The organism is Pseudonocardia sp. CA-107938, assembly GCF_050936315.1.
Lineage (GTDB): Bacteria > Actinomycetota > Actinomycetes > Mycobacteriales > Pseudonocardiaceae > Pseudonocardia.
In genome coordinates, this window is the sequence record NZ_JBNJNA010000001.1 from 4845758 (window position 1) to 4864403 (window position 18646).

The window sequence follows — 18646 nt, forward strand, 5'->3', positions numbered from 1 at the left end:
GCCGCCGCCGAGGGCGTGCGTGCCGTAGCCGACGGGACCACCCCCGCGTCCGCGGGGCGCACACATCCCAGCCTTGGCGGGCGCAGAACTCGCGGGGACCACCCCCGCGTCCGCGGGGCGCACATCAAGCGGGCCGCGCAGGTGTTGGCGCCGGAGGGACCACCCCCGCGTCCGCGGGGCGCACCACACCGTGAAGAGCGCCTGCATCGGCTGCCCGGGACCACCCCCGCGTCCGCGGGGCGCACGCGACCGAGCACATGACGTCTGGGCTGGTGATGGGACCACCCCCGCGTCCGCGGGGCGCACTCACCGCGTCCCGGTAGATGCCGGCCTTGAAGTAGGGACCACCCCCGCGTCCGCGGGGCGCACACCGGCGTCGAGCCCGCGCTCAGGTCGCGACCGGGACCACCCCCGCGTCCGCGGGGCGCACAACGTGGCGGGACTGACCGAGTTGAGGGTGTCGGGACCACCCCCGCGTCCGCGGGGCGCACCTGACCAGCGACGTCGCCCCCGCGGCTGACTGGGGACCACCCCCGCGTCCGCGGGGCGCACGATCGGGCGCCGATCGTCGTGCCCACGATCAGGGGACCACCCCCGCGTCCGCGGGGCGCACATGCCCACCGCTTCGCGTCGATCACGCAGCGCGGGACCACCCCCGCGTCCGCGGGGCGCACATCTGTCGCCGGATCCTGAAATCTGACCCCCTGGCGTTCCTTGGGTTCGAGAGCTTGTCGCAACACTCTTGATCATGAGGGGTGTGGCGATGGCGCGGCGTGGACGCAAACGGCAGCTCGATCTGGAGGCTCAGTACTGGGCTCTGCTCGCGAACGGGATCGGCCCGGTCGAGGCATGTCGAACACTCGGGATCGGCCGCAAGACCGGCTATCGGTGGCGCGCGGAGACCGGCGGGCTCACCCCGGCCCGGCTGCCCGAGACGGGCCGGTCGTCGCGGTTCTTGTCGTTGCTGGACCGCCAGCGCATTGCCACGCTGTGCCGCGCGGGTTGCGGTGTCCGCGAGATCGCTCGGCGGGTCGGGCGGGCGCCGTCGACGATCAGCCGGGAACTGCGCCGCAACACCGCCCGCCACGACCGCGGCTATGACGGCGACCTGGCCCACTCTCGCGCTCGTCAACGTGCTCGTCGTCCACGCCGGACGCGTATCGGCGGCGACGAGCAACTGTGCCAGCTCATTCAGTCGCTGCTGGAGCTGGAGTGGAGCCCGGAACAGATCGCTGGCCATCTGCGCCTGACCTACCCCGAGCGACGGTCTTGGCACGTCTGCCACGAAACGATCTACCAGGCCCTCTACCACGGCGGGAAGAGCGGTTTGAGCAGGACATTGACGGCGAAGCTGCGCACCGGGCGACCGCTACGGCGCCATCGTCGCCGCACGGACCAGCGTCGGCCCCGGTTCGTTGCGCCGGGCCGGTTGATCGACCAGCGCCCGCCCGCGGTCGAGGGGCGGGGCCGGCTCGGCGACTGGGAGGGCGATCTGATCGTCGGACGCCAGGGCCAGTCCGCGATCGGCACGCTCATCGAGCGCCGCACCCGGCTCGTGCGGCTGGTGCACCTGCCCGACGGGCACTCCGCGCTGCGTTGCCGCGAGGCAATTGAGCAGGTCATGGCCGGCATGCCGGCCACGGCGCGCCGTACGTTGACCTGGGATCAAGGCTCGGAGATGGCCGAGCACCACCTGCTGGCAGCAGTGTTCGGCGAGGGCATCTACTTCGCCCACCCCGCCAGCCCATGGCTGCGCGGCTCGAACGAGAACACCAACGGGCTGCTGCGGCAGTACTTCCCCAAGAAGACCGACCTACGCCAGTTCACCGCCGACGACCTCCGCCACGTCGAGCACCGGCTCAACCACCGGCCTCGCAAGATGCACGGCTGGCGCACACCCGCCGACGTCTACGCCGCCGAGCTCATGACACCCTGATCACCTCCAGTGTTGCGATGACCGCGCGAATCCGCCAGATCGCCCGTCAGCTCGGGTTGGCCCGTAACACGGTGCGGGCAGCGTTGCGGTCGGACGGGCCACCCAAGTACGAGCGCGCGCCGCGGGGCTCGGTCGCCGATGCCTACGAACCGCAGGTGCGCGCGCTGCTGGTGCAGTGGCCCAGGATGCCGGGCCCGGTCATCGCGCAGCGGATCGGCTGGGCCTACTCCGAGGGGCCGTTGAAGAAGCTGCTGGCGAGGATCCGGCCCGAGTACGTCGGGATCGACCCGGCCGACCGGACCGTCTACGAGCCCGGCGAGATCGCGCAGTGCGATCTGTGGTTCCCCGAGACCCCGATCCCGGTCGCCGCCCGGCAGGCCCGGATCCTGCCGGTGCTGGTGGTGACCTTGGCGTTCTCCAGGTTCCTGTCCGCGACGATGATCCCCTCCCGGCAGGCCGGGGACATCCTGGCCGGGATGTGGCAGCTGATCTCGGCGCTGGGGCGGGTCCCGAAGACGCTGGTGTGGGATCGGGAGTCCGCGATCGGCGGCACCGGGCGGGTGTCGGTGCCGGCCGCGGCGTTCGCCGGGACGCTGGCCACGAGGATCCGGTTGGCCCCGCCGCGGGATCCGGAGTTCAAGGGCATGGTCGAGCGCAACAACGGGTTCTTCGAGACCTCGTTCCTGCCCGGCCGACAGTTCGCCTCGCCCGCGGACTTCAACGGCCAGTTCCACGACTGGCTGACCACCACAGCGAACATCCGGACCGTCCGCGCGATTCAGGGCCGTCCGGTCGACCTGCTCGAGACCGACCGCCAAGCCATGACCGCGCTGCCACCACTGGCGCCGGCGGTCGGGCTGACCCATCGGGTCCGGCTCGCCCGCGACTACTACGTCCGCGTCGACGCCTGCGACTACTTCGTGGACCCGCGGATGATCGGCCGGTTCGTCGACATCACCGCCTCACCCACCACGGTCGAGGTGTTCTGCGACCACGAACTTGTCGCCCACCACGAGCGCAGCTGGGCCAAACACCTCGTGATCACCGACCCCGACCACGTCGCCACCGCCCACCAGATGCGCCGCGCGCTGGCCGAGCAACGCCGCACCCAGCACGAAGCCCAACAACGCGCCCAGCAGCACGGGCAGCGGTGTCACAGCGACGGCCACGCCGTCGCGATCCGCGCCCTGCCCGACTACGACGCCCTCTTCGGCGTCGACTTCACCCCCACCCTGACCGATCCCCTCGATCTGACAGCCGCCGCGGCGGCGGAAGCGAGCACCCCATGACCGCCACGACAGCGGCGACAACAGCGGCGACAACAGCGGCGGCGGCAGAGCCGGCCCGGCAGCTCAGGACGGCCCCGGCCGACGGGCTGCCGTCGATGCTGGCCTACCTGACACGCGTGCTGAAGACACCCACAATCGGGCGCTGTTGGGAAGAACTCGCCGCCCAGGCCCGGGACGAGAACTGGTCGCACGAGGACTACCTCGCCGCGGTGCTGCAGCGCCAGGTCGCTGAGCGCGAGTCCGCCGGGACCATGATGCGGATCCGCACCGCGCACTTCCCAGCGGTGAAGACGATCGAGGACTTCAACCTCGACCACCTGCCCTCGCTACGCCGCGACGTGTTGGCGCACCTGGCCACGGGTCTGTTCGTCGCGAAGGCCGAGAACGTGATCCTGCTCGGCCCACCCGGGCTCGGGAAGACCCACCTCGCGATCGGGCTCGGGGTCAAAGCCGCGCACGCCGGCTTCTCGGTGCTGTTCGACACCGCGAACAACTGGATCACCCGCCTGACCGAAGCCCACCAGGCCGGACGCTTGGAGGCCGAGCTGAAGAAGATCCGCCGCTACAAGCTGATCATCATCGACGAGGTCGGCTACATCCCCTTCGACCAGGACGCGGCGAACCTGTTCTTCCAGCTCATCGCGTCCCGCTACGAGATCGGCTCGGTCAGGTCACCTCCAACCTGCCGTTCGGACGCTGGGGCGAGACCTTCTCCGACGACGTCGTCGCCGCAGCCATGATCGACCGCCTCGTCCACCACGCCGAGGTCCTCACGTTGACCGGGGACTCCTACCGCACCCGCCAACGTCGCGAGCTCCTGGCCAAGCAGAACCGCGCAGACCGGGACTGACAGACCATCGAGGGGTCAAGGTTCCCCGTCCCCAGAGGGGTCAATTTTCAAGATCCGTTGACATCATCACTCGCTGTGACAACGGCTGCGAGGGGATTGGCGGCCCGACCGACATGGTCCTGGGCACGGCTCGGCGCGCGGACCTGATCTTCGTCCATCATTTCGTCATCCCTGACGAGCCGATCGCTGACGCCGGCGCGTCAAGCGCCTCGACCAGGCTGAGGAGCATCCCGCACGCCACCCAGCTTGGAGAGCTCCCCACGGACCCGGGGGCCGGCTCCGATGTGATGCCTGCCCGGGTCCCCGTCGCGGCGGATCCGGTATGGGCGATCCTCCGGTACCTCGGCCTGCACCGCCTCGCAGACCTTCCGGCCCGCCCCGCATCGGGCGACACCCATGACCGGCCGCTGGCCAGGGCCTCACGTGCCCACGCCGCGCCCAGCCGCGGACTCCGCCACCAGGGGCCGGGGCTGCCGGTGGGGCGGCTGGTGACCTTCGCACCGGAGAGCACTGCCTACTACGCGGTGAGCGCGATCGACGCCCGCGGCCGGGTCGCCGACGCCTCCCCACTGCGGGCCCTGGGGTGGGCACCAGGTACCCCGGTCGCCCTGCACGTCGTCGCCGGCGCCGTCGTCGTCGTGCACCCGGCCGGCCCTGCCGTGCCCGATCCCGGTGGGCGCGGTGGCGCGCGAGCTGCGGCGGCGCCGTTCGCCTCGTCCGCGGTTCCTGATTCGCGGGCAGGTCACCCGGCGGGGCATCTGCGGCTGCCCGCGACTCTGCGCCACGGCTGCCGGCTGCGGCCGGGGCGCGGCTCCTGCTGGCCGCCCACCCCGACACCAACGTCCTGGTCGTGTTCACCTCGCGGGTGCTCGACGGCGCGCTCCGCGCCTTGTATCAGTCCCTCAGCGACCCCGGCACCGACCCGAGTGCCGACACCGGCGCGGTCGCCCCGGTGGGCGGATTCGGCGAGACGCCGGCGATGCATGGTGATGGCCCGCGCCGCGGCGCGGCCCACGTCGCGGCCGACCTCGACCGCGTGGTCGTCGAGCAGCGTGGCGATGATCCCGGCGACCCGGCGGGTGAGCGTCGTCGCCGAGCCCCGCGCCGGGCCTCCACTTCGACGAACATCACGACGAGGCCGGTGCTGATCCGGTGGGCCGGGATCCCGAGCTCGCTGGTGAACCGGAGCCCGGATCGCCAGTCGCTGCGGTAGACGTCGCGGGTGGCCGGGCGCCGGCGGCTGCGCAGGTGGTCGGCGGCGTTCGCCACGACGACAGGACTGCGCTGATCGACCGGCGTCCCCGATCGACGGGCTCAGCCCGCGGGCCCGACGTAGCGCCGGCAGAGTTCGAGGCATTCAGTGACCACGGTGTCGACGAGGTCCGCGGAGTGGTCCGCTGGCCGGCGTTGGGCCTGTTCGACGAGGTGGTCGGCGGTGCCGTGCATGGTGTTGTACAGCACGATCGCCGCAGCACGGGGATCGAAGAGTCTGAACGCGCCGGCCGCCGTGCCGGCCTCGAGCAGCTCGACGAGCGCGGCCGCGTGCGCGTTGATCGACGGATCCGCCTCGTGGGCGGCGTCGTGGCTGCCGGGGTGGTGGAACAGCGCGTCGTGCAGGTGCGCGTGGGCGAGGTAGCCCCTGATGCTGGATTCCATCCAGAGCAGTAGCCGACCCATCCAGTCGCCGGTGTCGAGCTGGTCGAGCTCGATCCGTTGGCGGGCGGTGAGGTCGTCGACGAACCGGTCCTGCAGGGCGGCGACGAGCTGCTGCTTGGAGCGGAAGTACAGGTAGAAGGTGCCCTTGGCCACCGCGGCTCGGGCGGTCACCTCGTCGACGGTCAGCCCGGCGACCCCCTTCTCGAGCACGATCTCCCGGGCGGCGTCGAGCAGGTCGTCACGCCGCCGTTCCGGCGCCTCCGTGCGCTGCCTCACCCGATGCCCCTCTTCGCCGCGCCGCACCCGCCCATTGTGGCGGGACGGGCCGGTGTGATCGCCGCCGCATTGCCATCGGAAATCATTGTCAATAGCCTCACTGACTGACGGTCAGTCAGAGGAGAGTACATGAGCAGCCTGCTGGTGCCGGCCGAGGCAGTGCAGACGCGACGACGGCGGTTCGTCGCGATCGCGGCGCTGTACTTCGTGGCCGACCTCGGGTACGCGTTCCTGTTCGGCGCGTTCACCACGATCCTGCTGGCCGGCGGGCTGCGCCTGGACCAGCTCGCGTGGGTCAACCTGCTGGGCCTGCTGTACGTGGGGCGGTTCCTCGCCGGACCGCTCGTCGACCGGATCCGCATCAGCCGGCTCGGGCACTACCGCGGCTGGCTGCTGGTCACCCAGCCGCTCCTCGTGCTGGCGTGGCTCCTGATGGTGCCGCTCGACCCGATGGCCGACCTGCCCCTGGTGCTGCTGCTCACGGCCGCGGTGCTGCTGGTCTCGGCGGTGCACGACACGGCGATGAACGGGTTCGCGGTGCGGCTGCTGCCCCCGCGGGACCGCGGTGTGGGCAACGGCATCCAGGCCGGCATGGCCAGCGCGTCGATCGTGATCGGCTCCGGTGGCGCGCTCCTGCTCTACGCCCACGCGGGATGGGGCGTGACGGTCGGCGTGCTGGCGGTGCTGTTCCTGGTGCCGTTCGGGGTGCTGCTGTGCGTGGTCGAGCCGGCGGCCGAGCCCGCGACGCGACCCACGATGCCCTTCGCCGAGATGGTGACGCTGTTCGGGCAGCGGCGCGTCCGCGCGTGGACCCTGCTGGTCGCACCGCTCTTCGCGCTTGGCGGGTACCTGGCCACCTCGGTACAGGCGCCGATGCTGCTGGCCGCGCAGTGGTCGCTGGAGCAGATCGCGCTGGTGCAGGGCACGGTGGCGGGCCTGGCGGGGGCCGGCGCGGCGGTCGGGGTGGGTGCGCTGGTCACCCGGTTCGGGGTGCGCCGGGCCGCACTGGCCGTCGGCTCGTTCTGGGTGGGCGCGCTGGCGCTCCTGCTGCCGCTGTCGCTGGGCGGGTCGACTGCCGTCCTGGACGCGGCGGCGGTGCTGGCCGTCACCGTGGGCTACTCCGGCATGGCGGTGTGCGCCTACACCGTGGCGATGGACCTGGCCCGCCCCGCGTCGGCGGCCACCGACTTCACCCTCCAGCTCTCCGTGCTGGGCGTCCTGCGACTCGTGACGACCTCGGCCGGGCTCGCCGCCGCCGGCGTCGTCGGGTTCCCGCTGCTGATCGGCGCCGCGGTGCTGCTCGCGGCGGCCGGCACCTGGATCACGACCCGCTGGCTGCGCAGCCACCGAACCTCACCCGACCCCGACCCGAGGGAACTCGCATGACCCTGACCGAGACACCGGTGCGGCCACACAGGCAGGCCACCATGCTCGTGGCCTTCGCGTGCACGTTCATGGCGTTGCTCGACACCACGATCGTGGCCGTCGCGCTGCCCAGCCTCCGAGCGGACCTGCACACCGACACCGCTGGCGCGCAGTGGATCGTCAACGCGTTCACCCTCTGCTTGGCCGCGTTCATGCTGTCCGGCGGAGCGCTCGGCGACCGCTACGGCCGCAAGCGGTGCTTCCTGACCGGGCTCGCCGTCTTCCTCGCCGGGTCGGCCGTGTGCGCGCTCGCCGGCGACCTGGCCGTGATGATCGCCGGGCGCGCGCTGCAGGGCATCGGCGCCGCAGTCGTCGTGCCCGGCGCCCTGTCGCTCCTCGCCCAGGCCGAGCCCGACCCCGGGCGCCGTGCCCGCCTGCTCGGCCAGTGGGGCATGGTCGCGAGCCTCGCCGTGCTCGCCGGGCCCGTCCTGGGCGGGCTGCTCATCCGCGGCTTCGGCTGGCCGGCCGTCTTCCTGGTCAACCTCCCCATCGGCCTCGCCGCCTGGTGGCTGGGCGCGCGCCGGATCACCGAGTCCGCGGATCCGGCGCACGCGGCACTCGACCCCGTCGGGCAGGTGTTCGGCATCGCCGCGCTCGGCCTGCTCTCCTACGGGATCATCGGCGTCGCCGACCACGGCTGGACCAGCCCGGCCACGCTGACCGTGTTCGCGGCGGCGCTCCTCGCGATCGCCGCGTTCGTCGCCGTCGAGCGGCGCGTGCAGCACCCGATGCTGCCGGTCGGCCTGTTCCGCGACGCGCGCTTCACGATCCTCACCGTCGCGTCGGTCGTGCTGGGCTTCGGCGCCAACGGCGCGTTCGTCCTGCTCTCGCTGTACCTGCAGGAAGCGCAGCAGCACTCGCCGCTGGTCACCGGGCTGCTGATCGCCCCGCTGGGCCTGGCGGTCATCCCGGCCGCCCGGCTGGCGGGCACCCTCACCGGCAGGTACGGCCCGCGCCTGCCGATGCTGCTCGGCTACGGCCTGACCGGGGCGAGCCTGCTCGGGCTGATGACCCTGGAGCCCGACCAGCCGTATCTCGTGCTCGGCGCGCTCCTGCTGCTCAACGGGTTCGGCCAGGGCCTCGCCATCAGTCCCGCTGCTGCCGGGGTACTCGCGCTGGTGCCCCGGCAGCGATCCGGGCTCGCGTCGGCGACGGTGAGCACCGCCCGCAGCGTCGGGACCGTCCTCGGGATTGCGGTGCTCGGGACCGTGCTGGCCGGCCACCTCACCGTAGGCGCCCCCGAGGTGCTGGCCGGCCAGTACACCGCCGGCACGCGGACGGCCATGCTCGTCGCCGGCATCGGCGTGCTCGCGGCGGCGGCGCTCCTGGCGTTGCTGCCCCGCGCCGAGGCACGCGGTGTGCTGGCCCTCGCCGCCCGCTCGGTCCGGGTGAGACTGGCCGTCGTGGTCGCCGCCGGGATCGGCGTCGTGGTGACCCGGCTCGTGCAGGCGTTCGGGCTCGCGGTGGCGGTCACCGCGCCGTTGACGGGCGGCACCTGGGCCGCGGCGGTGTGGGGTCTGTGGCTGGCCATGGCCATGGTCGTGGCCAGGGCGGCGCTGCTGTGGGTGGACGAGTCCGCCGCGCAGACGGCGGGGCATCGCGTCACCGCCCACCTGCGACGCAGGGTGCTGGAGCACCTGCTGGTGCTGGGTCCCGCGTACGTGGCCAACCGGCCGAGCGGAGCGGTGGGGGCGACCCTCGTCGAGAAGACGGCGGCGTTGGAGACCGCCGTGGTCCGCGGCGCGTCCAGCAGCCTGCTGTCCTGGGTCGGGCCGCTGCTGGCCGCGGCGGCGATCGCGCTCGTCGACCCGCTCAGCGCAGCACTGGTCGCGGCCGCGCTGGTGATCGCGAAGACGGTCGGCCCGCTGTGGAACCGGATCGGCCGGAAGGGCCACGACCAGGTCTTCGTCGACATCGCCGCGATGGACGGCGGGTTCGTCGAAGCCGTGCAGGGGATGACCACCGCCAAGGCGTTCGGGGCCACGGACCGGGTACGGGACCGGTTGGCGGACCAGGCCGAGCGGGTCCGGCGCGCAAGCATGCGCGTGCTCACGGCCCTGTTCACCCAGACGCTGGTCAGCCGGTGGGCCGTCGCCGGCGCCGGCGCCGCGGTGGTGGTGCGGGTCGCGCACCTCGCCGCCGACGGGCGCATCTCCGTGTCGGCCGCCGTGACCGCGGCACTGATCGTGCTCGTCGCGTTCGTCCCGGTCGAGGAGGCAGGCAAGTACCTGCACGCGAGCTTCGCGGCCCCCTTCGCGGCCGCCGAGCTGGACGCGTTCCTCGCCGAACCCCCGGTGATCACGGAGACCGCCGTGGCACCGATGACGGCACCGACCCGGATCGCACTCGAGAACGTGTCGTTCCGCTACCCCGGGCGGGCAGCGGACTCCCTCTCCGGCGTGAGCCTCGAACTGCGGACGGGCCGGACGGTCGCGCTGGTCGGGCCGTCCGGCTCGGGCAAGAGCACCCTGGTGTCGCTGGTGCTGCGGCTGCTCGACCCCACGTCCGGGCGCATCACGGTCGACGGCCGCGACCTGCGCGAGCTGTCGACCGACCAGTGGTGGCACCACGTCGCCGTGGTCAGTCAGGACACCCACCTGTTCCCCGGGACGCTGCGCGAGAACATCGCGCTGGCCCGTCCGGCGGCAACGCTCGCCCAGGTCGAGGCCGCCGCCACCGACGCGGGCCTGGCGGCCGACGTCGCGGCCATGCCGCAGGGGTTCGACACGCCCGTCACCGAGCGCGGCGCCAGCCTGTCCGGTGGGCAGCGGCAGCGGGTGGCCATCGCCAGGGCCCTGCTGGCGAACCCTGCGGTGCTGATCCTCGACGAGGCCACCGCCGCGCTGGACGGCCGGACCGAGCAGCTCGTGCAGCGCACCATCGCCCGGCTCGCCCGCGATCGCGCCGTCCTGGTGGTGGCCCACCGGCTGGCCACGGTCCGCGACGCCGACGAGATCGTCGTGCTCGACGGCGGCCGCGTCGTCGAACGCGGCAGCCACGCCACCCTGCTGAGCAACGCCGGGACCTACCACCGCCTCGTCCACTCCGGGGAGACCCTGTGACCACGCCGACCAGCACCCCCGCATCGGAGACCGTCGACCGGCCGCTGTGGCGGCTGCTGCCGTACATGGCGTCGCGACCGGTCGTGTTCGGGCTCGTCATCTGCTCGGGCCTGCTCCACTACGCGACGGTCGTCGCGCTGCCCGCGCTGACCGCGTACATGCTCGGCGCCCTCGTGACCGGGCACGGCGGGGTCGGCGGCGCGTTCACCATCGGCATCGTCGTCGCCGTGGTCGTCGCGGGCGTCGCCCAGTGGTGGCAGCAGAGCATCGGCCACGACTGGGCCTACCGCCTGCTGAAGGAACTGCGGGTGCGCATCGTCGAGGGCATCGCGCGCGCCACGCCGGGACGGCTGCTCGGGCGCCGCACCGGCGAGCTCGCCGAGATCGCCAAGAACGACGTCTCGGCGACCGAGATGTTCTTCGCCCACACCGCAGGCGACTACCTCGGCGCGACCGCGGTCTCGGTCGCGGCGCTGGCCGTCGTCGCCGTGCTCGACCCGCTGTGCGCCGCGGTCCTGGCCGGGCTGATGGTGCTGGTGGCCGCCGTGCCCGGGGTGCTCGCCCGGCGTGCCGGCGAGCAGGGACGTGCTGTGCGCGTGGCCGGCGCCGAGGTTGCCGGCGAGACGATGGACGTCATCCAGGGCCTGCGCGAGCTGGCGCTGGCCCACCGTGGACGCGACTTCGTCGAGCGCGTGCTCGACCGCAACGCCGCGCTCGGCACGGCACGCCGCCGCTACGCCCGTCGCGCCGCCGCCGAGCTGGTCACCACCGAACTGCTTCTCGGCCTGGGGCTGCTCGCGCTGGCGACCGTCGCCGGCATCCAGGCCGGCGCGGGCGCCCTGCCGGCGCACTGGCTGCCCGTCGTGATCGTGCTCGGGACGTCGGCGCTCGCCCCGATCGCCACGGTCTCGGCCACCGCCCGCACCCTCGGCGACGTCCGCAGCGCCGCCGCGCGGGTGCTGGCCATCGTCGGCTACCCCGCCCACGTCGACGAACCGGCCGCGCCGCGGCAGGTCCTCGCCACCGTCCCCACGGTCGATTTCGACGGCGTCCGGTTCCGTTACCCGGACCGCTCCACGGAGGTGCTCCGCGGCCTGTCCCTGTGGATCGGTGCGGGCGAGACCGTCGCGCTGGTCGGCCGGTCCGGCGCCGGGAAGACGACGTGCGCGCACCTGCTGCTGCGCTTCTGGGACACCACCGCCGGCGCGGTCCGCATCGACGGCGTCGACGTGCGCGAGCTCGCGACCGACGAGCTGCGCCGGACGGTCTCCGTCGTCCCGCAGGACATCCACCTGTTCAACGACACGATCGCGAACAACATCCGGCTCGGCCGGCCCGACGCGACCGACGCCGACGTCGAGGAGGTGGCGCGGCTCGCCGGCGTGCACGACTTCGTCACCGCGCTGCCCGAAGGCTACGCCACCCGCTGCGGCGAACGCGGCGCCACGCTCTCCGGCGGGCAGCGCCAACGCATCGCCATCGCCCGCGCACTGCTCACCCGCGCCCCCGTGCTCGTGCTCGACGAAGCCGTCTCCAACCTCGACACCGAGAGCGAACAGGCCCTGCACGAGGGCCTCGACGCCACCCGCGGAACCCGCACCACGCTGGTGATCGCCCACCGGTTGTCCACCATCCAGCGCGCCGAGCGCGTCGCGCTTCTCGACCACGGCACGGTCATCGCCCAAGGGACGCACGACGAGCTCGTCGCCGGTTCGCCGGACTACCGGCGGATGCTGGCCGGGCAGCACACCGACGCCACGCCCTGACCCGGCGTCCCTGCCAGGTCGCCGCCCCTGCACGTCGGGTGGGTGGGGCAGATCGACTCCGCCGCTGCCGGGTCGAGCTCGGCGAGGATTTCCTGCGCCTGCTGCGCGGCGTCGGCCGCCGCGCGGGCGTTGCCGGAGCGGTCGTACAGCTCCGCGAGCACGGTGAGGGCGCTGGCTTCGCCGAACCGGTCGCCGAGCTCGCGGCACACCGCGAGCTGCTGCACCTCGCAGTCGATGGCCGCTTCGTCCTCGCCACGCCGACGGTGGGTGTCGAGCGCGATCAGTCCCACCACATCGCAGCTGATCTCTTCGCTGATCATCACAGCACCTCCGAGGTGCCACGATCGGCGCCGACCGGGGGAAGTCGCAAAGTTCCTTGCAGAAACTGCAAGATGGGGCGCATGGACGACGCCGAGCTCGCCGCGCGCGTCGGGGAGCGGCTGCGTGCCCTGCGCGCCAGCGCGGCGCCACCCTCGCCGACCTCGCGGCGACCACCGGGCTCTCGCAGAGCCTGCTCTCGCGCCTGGAGTCCGGCAAACGCCGGCCGACCCTCGAGGTGCTCATGTCCCTCGCCCGTGCCTACCGCGTCCCGCTCGACGAACTCGTCGGAGCACCCGACACCGGCGACCCGCGAGTACACCTGCGCCCGCGCACCTACCGCGGACGCGTCATCGTGCCCCTCACCAGCCACCCCGGCCCGCTGCAGGCCTACAAGCAGGTCCTGCCCGGTCGCGCCGACGACGCCGACCTGCCCGCACCGGTCACCCACGACGGCTACGAATGGTTCTACGTCCTCAGCGGCCGGCTCCGCCTCATCCTGAACCGCCCTGGGTTCGCGAGAGGCTCGGGTTCAGGCCACCTCGGCTGGGTGGGCTACCCGTTGGGTGATGGTGTCAGCGTACACCATTTCCCGTTCTACGGGTGTCATGTAGTCGATTGATGAGTGGATTCTGTCGTTGTTGTACCAGTGAACCCAGTCGGCGGTCTCGCGTTCGACCTCGAGGCGTCCGGTCCAGTTTCGGCCCCGGTCACGGGTGTTGATCAGTTCGGTCTTGTACAGTCCGATCGTCGATTCCATCAGCGCGTTGTCCAGCGCGTCGCCGACCGTCCCGATCGACCCGGAGATACCGGCCTCGGCCAACGCCTCGGTCATCGCAATGGCGGTGTATTGGGAGCCGGCGTCGGAATGATGGATCAGTCCATTGGTGGTGAAACCGTAGACCGTCCGGCGTCGGGTGCTCAATGCTTGCTCCAGCGCCGAGGTGACCAGATCTGCGGATCTGTCCATCGATGCCCGCCAGCCAAGAATACGACGTGAGTACACATCGGTGATGAACGAGACGTAGCAGAACCCGGCCGCGGTCCACACGTAGGTGAAGTCCGCCACCCAGATCGCGTCCGGCTTCGTCGGCGCCGCCCACCCACGCTTGACCAGGTCGGGATGTCGCGCGGCCCGCTCGTCGCGGGTGGTGGTCCGGGTCCGGTGCGCACCGCGGCGAACACCCTGGACACCGGCGATCCGCATCAGCCGCCCAACCTGGTCCCGGCCCACGCGCAGCCCGGCACGACGGGCGACGCGCCACAGCTTCCGCACCCCGTACACCGACCTGTTCTTTCGATAGAGCGTGACGATGGCGTTCACCACATACGCTTCCTCCAGCTGCGCATCACTCACCGGCCGTGTCAGCCAGCGGTAGAACGTGCCCGGGGCGATCGTGACGCCGTGTTGCGACAGCACGGCGCAGATCGGCTCGACCCCGAAACGGTCACGATGGTCTGCGATGTACTCGCAGATCAGCGAAGTCGACGGTCGAGCTCCGCCTGGGCGAAAAACGCTGACGCCGTCTTCAAGATGTCGTTCGCGCGGAGCAATTCCGCATTCTCCGCGCGCAACCGCCGCAACTCTGCCTGTACATCATCCGCAGCCGCCACAGGTCGGGCCGATGCCGATCCCTCGCCCTCCTCGGCGCGAATCCAGTTCCGGATCGTGGACTGGTTGATATCCAACAGCGCGCCCACATGGCGACGCGCGGCCAGCTTCGAGTCACCGTGCTCACGCAACCGGTCCTGATACAGGCGCACCGCACGGGCACGTGTCTCGTCGTCGAACTTCCGGGGAGCGGACATAGCCCCAGTCTCCTTGGTTAGATCAGGAGCCTCTCCCGCGCCCAGGGCGGTTCATCCTCGGCGAACGCGACCTCGTACTCACCGCCGGCGAGGTCGCCGAGTTCGACACCCGCGTCCCACACTGGTTCGGCAGCGCCGACCGGAACCCCGTCGAGATCCTCAACCTGTTCGGCCCCCAAGGGCAACGGGCCCACATCACGACCGACCCGGGCCGATGAACGTCCGTTAATGACCAGCAACACCGTCCGCGCGACAGACCCGCTCGGCAGGGCTGGAAGTCATCGGTCGACGCCGGTCATGTTCGCCTCGTCGTGGCGCTCACCCGCGACGGGCATGAGGTTGTCGAACACCGGCGCAGCCCCGCCCAAAGACCCCATCAACGGCGGAACCGCGAACGTGGTGGGGGCGAATCGCAGCGCGAACCCGCGGCCGAAGGTGCCGGCCTGCATCGCGAACAGTTTCAGGTCGATCGCAGGACCGACGACCATGAATGCCAGCCTCGCGGTGAGCGAGAACTGCGACAGCGACGCGGCCACGAACGCGTCGGCCTCTGAGCAGATCGACAGCAGCACGGCGAGCGTCGCGAGCACGACGATCGACACGAGCGGGTTGCCCGCGGCGGCGTAGAGCCAGCCGGTGGGTACGACGGACTTGATGGTGGCCGCGGCCATGGCTCCGAGGACGAGGAAGCCGCCGGCGTGCATGACGTCGTGGCGCACCGATCCCCAGAAGGCCGCCCATCTGCCGAGGCCGTCGACGGGGCGCTGGGCCTACCGGCAGCCCCCTGACAGGGCACACGAACCGTCTATTCGCCCTCACCACCACGGTTCTCGACGGGCATCCCGTGATCATCTCCGGGAGCAAGGACGGGACAGTCCGCACGTGGTACCTCGCCGTGCAGGCCCGCTCGTGATGCTGCGGCCGGGGACGACCGGCCGCAGCATCAGCTCGAGGACAGCCGGGGCCGATCTCCAGCGTCTCTGTATGACGCCCACGTCGCCCTGGCGCTCGGCGCGCCCAGCCGCTCTCGCGGACCATGATTGCGGAAGGTCTTCAGGCGGGATCGCCCGTCAAGCTGCGCAGGACGTCGACGAGCTCGTCAATCTCGCCGGCGCCGTCTTCTTCTCGGGCGGCACCCGCGCTCTCGTCTTCCAGCATGATCAGTGCTCCTCGCGCTGGCGGTCCGGCCGGGCGGCCCGCTGCTCGGCAATGAAGGCGTCGCACTGGCGGTAGACGTGCCTCGACAGCGCCGGGCGTCGCGGTGCGTGGCGATGTGGGTGGTCCGCGGTGGGTGGCGATCCGGCAGGCCGATGATCACGTGCACGTCGCGGTGGTGTTGGTGCGGCAGGACACGGGGCGGCGGTTCTGGCCGAGTCGGGACTATCCGCGGTTGCGGGAGGCTGTGCGTCGTCGGCGACGAGGGTGGTCGTGGGCGGCACGTCACCTGCCGGTAGGGGAGCGAGGCGCCCGCTACGCCGAGGAAGAAGTAGGCCGTCCAGCCCTCGCCGAGGCCGGACCACCTTCGGGATCTGGCGAAAGCGGTCCACGACGTGGAAGAACCGTTCCACGTCGCGGACCACCTTCGGGATCTGGCGAAAGCGGTCCACGACGTGGAAGAACCGTTCCACGTGGACCTCGGCGACGTTGCGCTGAGCCGGGTGCTGCGGGCCCTGGATGATCCCACGCGCCTTCGCATGGTGACAACCATGTACGAACTCGGCGAATGCGAGTGTTCGCGCGCCTACGCGCCGCTCGGACTGAGCAAGTCCAATGCGACAAACCACTTGCGCGTCCTGCGGGAGCGTGGCCTCGTGCGTCGGACCCAACGCGGCGACCAGCAGTACGTCGTGTTGAGACTGGCGGAGCTGGAGAGCCGCTTGCCGCGTTGGCTCGACTCGGTACTCGCCAGCGTCGAGTGATCGCTCACCCCGTCGCGGCCACCGGGTCCTCAGCCCGGACGGCCTTCCCGCCCAGCCCGCGCCGGATGGCGTCGACGAACTCGGTCCGCATGCGCTGCGACAGCTCGGCGGTGGGGATGAGGCCGCCGGATCCGTGGAACGCGCCCGGGTACAGGTGCAGCTCGGCCGGCACCCCGTGCTGCACGAGGGTCTGCGCGTAGGCGATGCCTTCGTCGCGGAGCGGATCGAACTCGCACACCGACAGGTAGGCCGGCGGCAGTCCCGACAGGTCGGTTGCGCGCGCCGGCGCGGCGTAGGGCGACACCTCCTCGACCGGATCCCGGTCGCCGAGGTAGTGGCGCCAGCTCTCGACCGCGTTCGGCCGGTTCCACAAGGGTGTGTCGACGAAGGTCTGCATCGACGGCGTCTCCAGGCGGTCGTCGAGCTCGGGGACGTCCAAGAACTGGAAGCGCAGCCCGGGGCCGCCCCGGTCGCGCGCCATCAGAGCAGTGCCGGCGGCGAGTCCGCCGCCCGCGCTCACCCCGCCGATCCCGATCCGGGTGTCGTCGACGCCGAGCTCGTCGGCGTGGGCGGCGAGCCAGCACAGGGCGGCGTAGCAGTCCTCGATCGCGGCGGGGTAGGGGTGCTCGGGGGCAAGCCGGTAGTCGACGCTCACGACCACGGCCCCCAGCTCGGCGGCGAGGAGTGCCGGGAGCTCCTTGTCGCCGTCGGCGTCGCCGAGGACGAAACCGCCGCCGTGCATGTAGACCACCGCCGGCCGGTTCCGGCCATGAACCGGCGAGAAGACGATCACCGGCACGTCGGGCCCACCCGGCGCTCCCGGGACGGTCCGGGTCGCTACCGCGATGCCGTCGGGGGGCAGGTACGGGGGCATCGCGACCTTGAGCGACTCCATGGTGGCGCGGGCCGTGGGCAGGTCGCGGAGGTCCAGCTCGGGGAGCATCGAGATCCACGGTTGCAGCTCCGGGTCGTACCGATTCGTCACGGTGTTTCCCCTCGTTCGAGATAGCTGTGACGAGTGTCGCCGCGGCTTCGGCGGCGCGTCACCATCCACGCGGCGCCGAGTGACTGCGTCGACGACGCCGATTGGCGAGCGCCCGCACCTGTGCTGCGTTGTCGGGCGAACACCGGCTGGGTAACGTGGGATGATCGAGCTGTCACCGAGGGTCGAGGTGGATCCGTGCACGGTCTCCTGATGCGGCTCTCGGCCCTCGACGCCGACGCCGAGCACGCCATCCGGTTGATCAGCTTCTTCGACACGCTCGTCGAGCAGCAGGTCGGCCTGGAGGAGCTCGTGCGGAACGCGGCCGTCGTGGCCGAGTGCGCCGTGGGCATCCAGGACCTCGACGGCGAGTTCGCGGTCCGGGCGCTGCCCACCGGAGCGTCCGACACCGGGCGATCAGGTCCGTCCGCGACGGTCAAGAAGATGGGGGCCGGCCATCAGGTGTGGCTGGACCGCAGCGCGGACCGGTCCCTGCCGTTGGACGAGCTGCTCCTCGAACGGCTCGCCATCGCCGGGAAGGTAACCGTCGGCCGCGGGGACGCGGTCGCACCAGCGCTCGGGGATCCGGCGCTGCTCGAGCTGGTGGTCGGACGGTCGACCGCTGCACCGGAGCGGACCCGGGCCCTGCACCTGCTCGGGCTCAAGCCGTGCACCGGGCTGACGATGGTCGCGATGCTCGGACCGGTCGACGCCGTCGGCGCGGTCGCGTCCGCGCTCTCGGCCCCGCGCCGACCGCTGCGCGCGATCATCGGATCGCTGCACGCGGTGGCGGTCGTGGGCGCAGTGCCGGCCGAGCCGGAGGTCCCCGCCGGGACCCAGGTCGGTGTCGGGTCCACCGAGGTGGCGGTGGACGCGCCGGTGTCCTGGGAGAAGGCCGTCCGCGCGGTCCGCTACGCGACCGCGCGCACCGGCGCCGCCGATCCGTCGGCCCACCCCGTCGTCCGCGCGTCCGACCTCGGCCCCCTCGAACTGCTGGCCGGCACGCTTCGCAGCGCCGAGATCCGCGGCGTCACCGACATCGACGCCCTCGACGCGCTGGCCGCCGATCCGAGCGGTCGCGACGTCCTGCAGACCCTCGCCGTCGTGGTCGAGGCCGGTTCGCTGCGCGAGGCCGCGCGCAAGCTGCACCTGCACCACAACTCGGTGGCGGCCCGCCTCGCGCGGGCCGAGGAACGGCTCGGGTACGCGCTGAACCAGCCCAGCGGGATGGCCCGGCTCGGCCTGGCGTTGGCACTGCGCCGGCTGCGCGACACCGACCTCCTGGCGTGACGCGCACTCGCCGCGCGGCGAGCAGACGGCACGCAGTCACCGCCACGTGGCGCGTGACGGGGCTCACC

Annotated in this window: 16 protein-coding genes, 1 CRISPR repeat array and 1 other annotated feature; of the genes, 11 read left to right on the plus strand and 5 right to left on the minus strand. The window is 72.0% G+C overall.

Annotation, left to right across the window (positions count from 1 at the left end; all coding sequences use genetic code 11):
* Window positions 1–33 precede the first annotated feature (33 nt).
* Window positions 34–674: a CRISPR direct-repeat array (repeat unit 29 nt; unit sequence GGGACCACCCCCGCGTCCGCGGGGCGCAC).
* A gap of 89 nt (window positions 675–763) precedes the next feature.
* The 5 genes from ACQEVB_RS24015 to ACQEVB_RS24035 all read left to right on the plus strand — a co-directional run bounded on the left by ACQEVB_RS24015 (window position 764) and on the right by ACQEVB_RS24035 (window position 5288).
* Entirely contained in the window at window positions 764–1936 is a 1173-nt protein-coding gene (locus ACQEVB_RS24015) for an IS30 family transposase (RefSeq protein ID WP_432980531.1), read from the plus strand.
* 17 nt (window positions 1937–1953) lie between these two features.
* Window positions 1954–3225, plus strand: a complete 1272-nt coding sequence (istA, locus tag ACQEVB_RS24020) for an IS21 family transposase (RefSeq protein WP_432975105.1) — start codon at window positions 1954–1956, stop codon at window positions 3223–3225.
* Window positions 3222–3965 carry an IS21-like element helper ATPase IstB gene (gene istB, locus ACQEVB_RS24025; RefSeq protein WP_432975108.1) on the plus strand — a complete coding sequence of 248 codons (744 nt, stop codon included), beginning with the start codon at window positions 3222–3224 and terminating at the stop codon, window positions 3963–3965. Before istA ends, istB begins: the two co-directional genes overlap by 4 nt.
* Window positions 3908–4075, plus strand: a complete 168-nt coding sequence (locus ACQEVB_RS24030; RefSeq protein ID WP_432980534.1) for an ATP-binding protein — start codon at window positions 3908–3910, stop codon at window positions 4073–4075. The genes istB and ACQEVB_RS24030 overlap by 58 nt, the downstream gene beginning before the upstream one ends.
* 850 nt (window positions 4076–4925) lie before the next feature.
* Complete coding sequence (locus ACQEVB_RS24035; RefSeq protein ID WP_432975111.1) at window positions 4926–5288, plus strand: hypothetical protein; 363 nt, start codon at window positions 4926–4928, stop codon at window positions 5286–5288.
* Between the two features lie 101 nt (window positions 5289–5389).
* Here the strand turns inward: ACQEVB_RS24035 and ACQEVB_RS24040 are convergent, their stop codons facing one another.
* Window positions 5390–6007: a TetR/AcrR family transcriptional regulator gene (locus ACQEVB_RS24040; RefSeq protein ID WP_432975114.1), complete on the minus strand. Its 618-nt coding sequence runs from the start codon at window positions 6005–6007 to the stop codon at window positions 5390–5392.
* 129 nt (window positions 6008–6136) lie between these two features.
* On the opposite strand from ACQEVB_RS24040, the gene ACQEVB_RS24045 reads away from it, so the two are divergent.
* The 3 genes from ACQEVB_RS24045 to ACQEVB_RS24055 are packed head-to-tail and all read left to right on the plus strand — an operon-like array spanning window position 6137 to window position 12260.
* Window positions 6137–7393, plus strand: coding sequence for an MFS transporter (locus tag ACQEVB_RS24045; RefSeq protein ID WP_432975117.1), 1257 nt, complete (start codon window positions 6137–6139; stop codon window positions 7391–7393).
* The gene (locus ACQEVB_RS24050) at window positions 7390–10494 is read left to right on the plus strand and encodes a DHA2 family efflux MFS transporter permease subunit (protein WP_432975120.1); all 3105 of its coding nucleotides are present in this window, start codon (window positions 7390–7392) and stop codon (window positions 10492–10494) included. The genes ACQEVB_RS24045 and ACQEVB_RS24050 overlap by 4 nt, the downstream gene beginning before the upstream one ends.
* Window positions 10491–12260: an ABC transporter ATP-binding protein gene (locus ACQEVB_RS24055; protein WP_432975123.1), complete on the plus strand. Its 1770-nt coding sequence runs from the start codon at window positions 10491–10493 to the stop codon at window positions 12258–12260. Before ACQEVB_RS24050 ends, ACQEVB_RS24055 begins: the two co-directional genes overlap by 4 nt.
* Here ACQEVB_RS24055 and ACQEVB_RS24060 read toward each other — a convergent pair.
* Entirely contained in the window at window positions 12215–12580 is a 366-nt protein-coding gene (locus ACQEVB_RS24060) for a hypothetical protein (protein WP_432975126.1), read from the minus strand. The genes ACQEVB_RS24055 and ACQEVB_RS24060 overlap by 46 nt on opposite strands.
* Before the next feature lie 56 nt (window positions 12581–12636).
* On the opposite strand from ACQEVB_RS24060, the gene ACQEVB_RS24065 reads away from it, so the two are divergent.
* Window positions 12637–13200 (plus strand): helix-turn-helix domain-containing protein, encoded by a 564-nt coding sequence (locus ACQEVB_RS24065; protein ID WP_432975129.1) that lies wholly within the window; start codon window positions 12637–12639, stop codon window positions 13198–13200.
* Here the strand turns inward: ACQEVB_RS24065 and ACQEVB_RS24070 are convergent.
* A protein-coding gene (locus tag ACQEVB_RS24070; RefSeq protein ID WP_432972188.1) for an IS3 family transposase occupies window positions 13111–14387 on the minus strand; the annotation gives its coding sequence in 2 pieces (ribosomal slippage) (window positions 13111–14087 and window positions 14087–14387; 1278 coding nt in all). The two genes, ACQEVB_RS24065 and ACQEVB_RS24070, sit on opposite strands and share 90 nt — an antisense overlap.
* Window positions 13966–14097 (minus strand) — a sequence feature (AL1L pseudoknot). Its footprint overlaps the gene before it by 132 nt.
* A 278-nt stretch (window positions 14388–14665) precedes the next feature.
* Window positions 14666–15058 (minus strand): permease, encoded by a 393-nt coding sequence (locus ACQEVB_RS24075; RefSeq protein WP_432975132.1) that lies wholly within the window; start codon window positions 15056–15058, stop codon window positions 14666–14668.
* 879 nt (window positions 15059–15937) lie between these two features.
* Between ACQEVB_RS24075 and ACQEVB_RS24080 the strand changes: the two genes are divergently transcribed.
* Window positions 15938–16306, plus strand: a complete 369-nt coding sequence (locus ACQEVB_RS24080; RefSeq protein ID WP_432975135.1) for an ArsR/SmtB family transcription factor — start codon at window positions 15938–15940, stop codon at window positions 16304–16306.
* A gap of 4 nt (window positions 16307–16310) precedes the next feature.
* Here the strand turns inward: ACQEVB_RS24080 and ACQEVB_RS24085 are convergent, their stop codons facing one another.
* Window positions 16311–17291 (minus strand): alpha/beta hydrolase, encoded by a 981-nt coding sequence (locus ACQEVB_RS24085; RefSeq protein WP_432975138.1) that lies wholly within the window; start codon window positions 17289–17291, stop codon window positions 16311–16313.
* A gap of 195 nt (window positions 17292–17486) precedes the next feature.
* Here ACQEVB_RS24085 and ACQEVB_RS24090 point away from each other — a divergent pair, with 195 nt between their 5' ends.
* Window positions 17487–18578, plus strand: a complete 1092-nt coding sequence (locus ACQEVB_RS24090) for a helix-turn-helix domain-containing protein (RefSeq protein WP_432975141.1) — start codon at window positions 17487–17489, stop codon at window positions 18576–18578.
* Window positions 18579–18646 lie beyond the last annotated feature (68 nt).

Bases quoted from the DNA above. Each gene is read 5' to 3' on its own strand.
- ACQEVB_RS24015 (WP_432980531.1), top strand. From the start codon at position 764: ATGGCGCGGCGTGGACGCAAACGGCAGCTCGATCTGGAGGCTCAGTAC.
- istA (WP_432975105.1), top strand. From the start codon at position 1,954: ATGACCGCGCGAATCCGCCAGATCGCCCGTCAGCTCGGGTTGGCCCGT.
- istB (WP_432975108.1), top strand. From the start codon at position 3,222: ATGACCGCCACGACAGCGGCGACAACAGCGGCGACAACAGCGGCGGCG.
- ACQEVB_RS24045 (WP_432975117.1), top strand. From the start codon at position 6,137: ATGAGCAGCCTGCTGGTGCCGGCCGAGGCAGTGCAGACGCGACGACGG.
- ACQEVB_RS24050 (WP_432975120.1), top strand. From the start codon at position 7,390: ATGACCCTGACCGAGACACCGGTGCGGCCACACAGGCAGGCCACCATG.
- ACQEVB_RS24060 (WP_432975126.1), bottom strand. From the start codon at position 12,580: ATGATCAGCGAAGAGATCAGCTGCGATGTGGTGGGACTGATCGCGCTC.
- ACQEVB_RS24075 (WP_432975132.1), bottom strand. From the start codon at position 15,058: ATGGCCGCGGCCACCATCAAGTCCGTCGTACCCACCGGCTGGCTCTAC.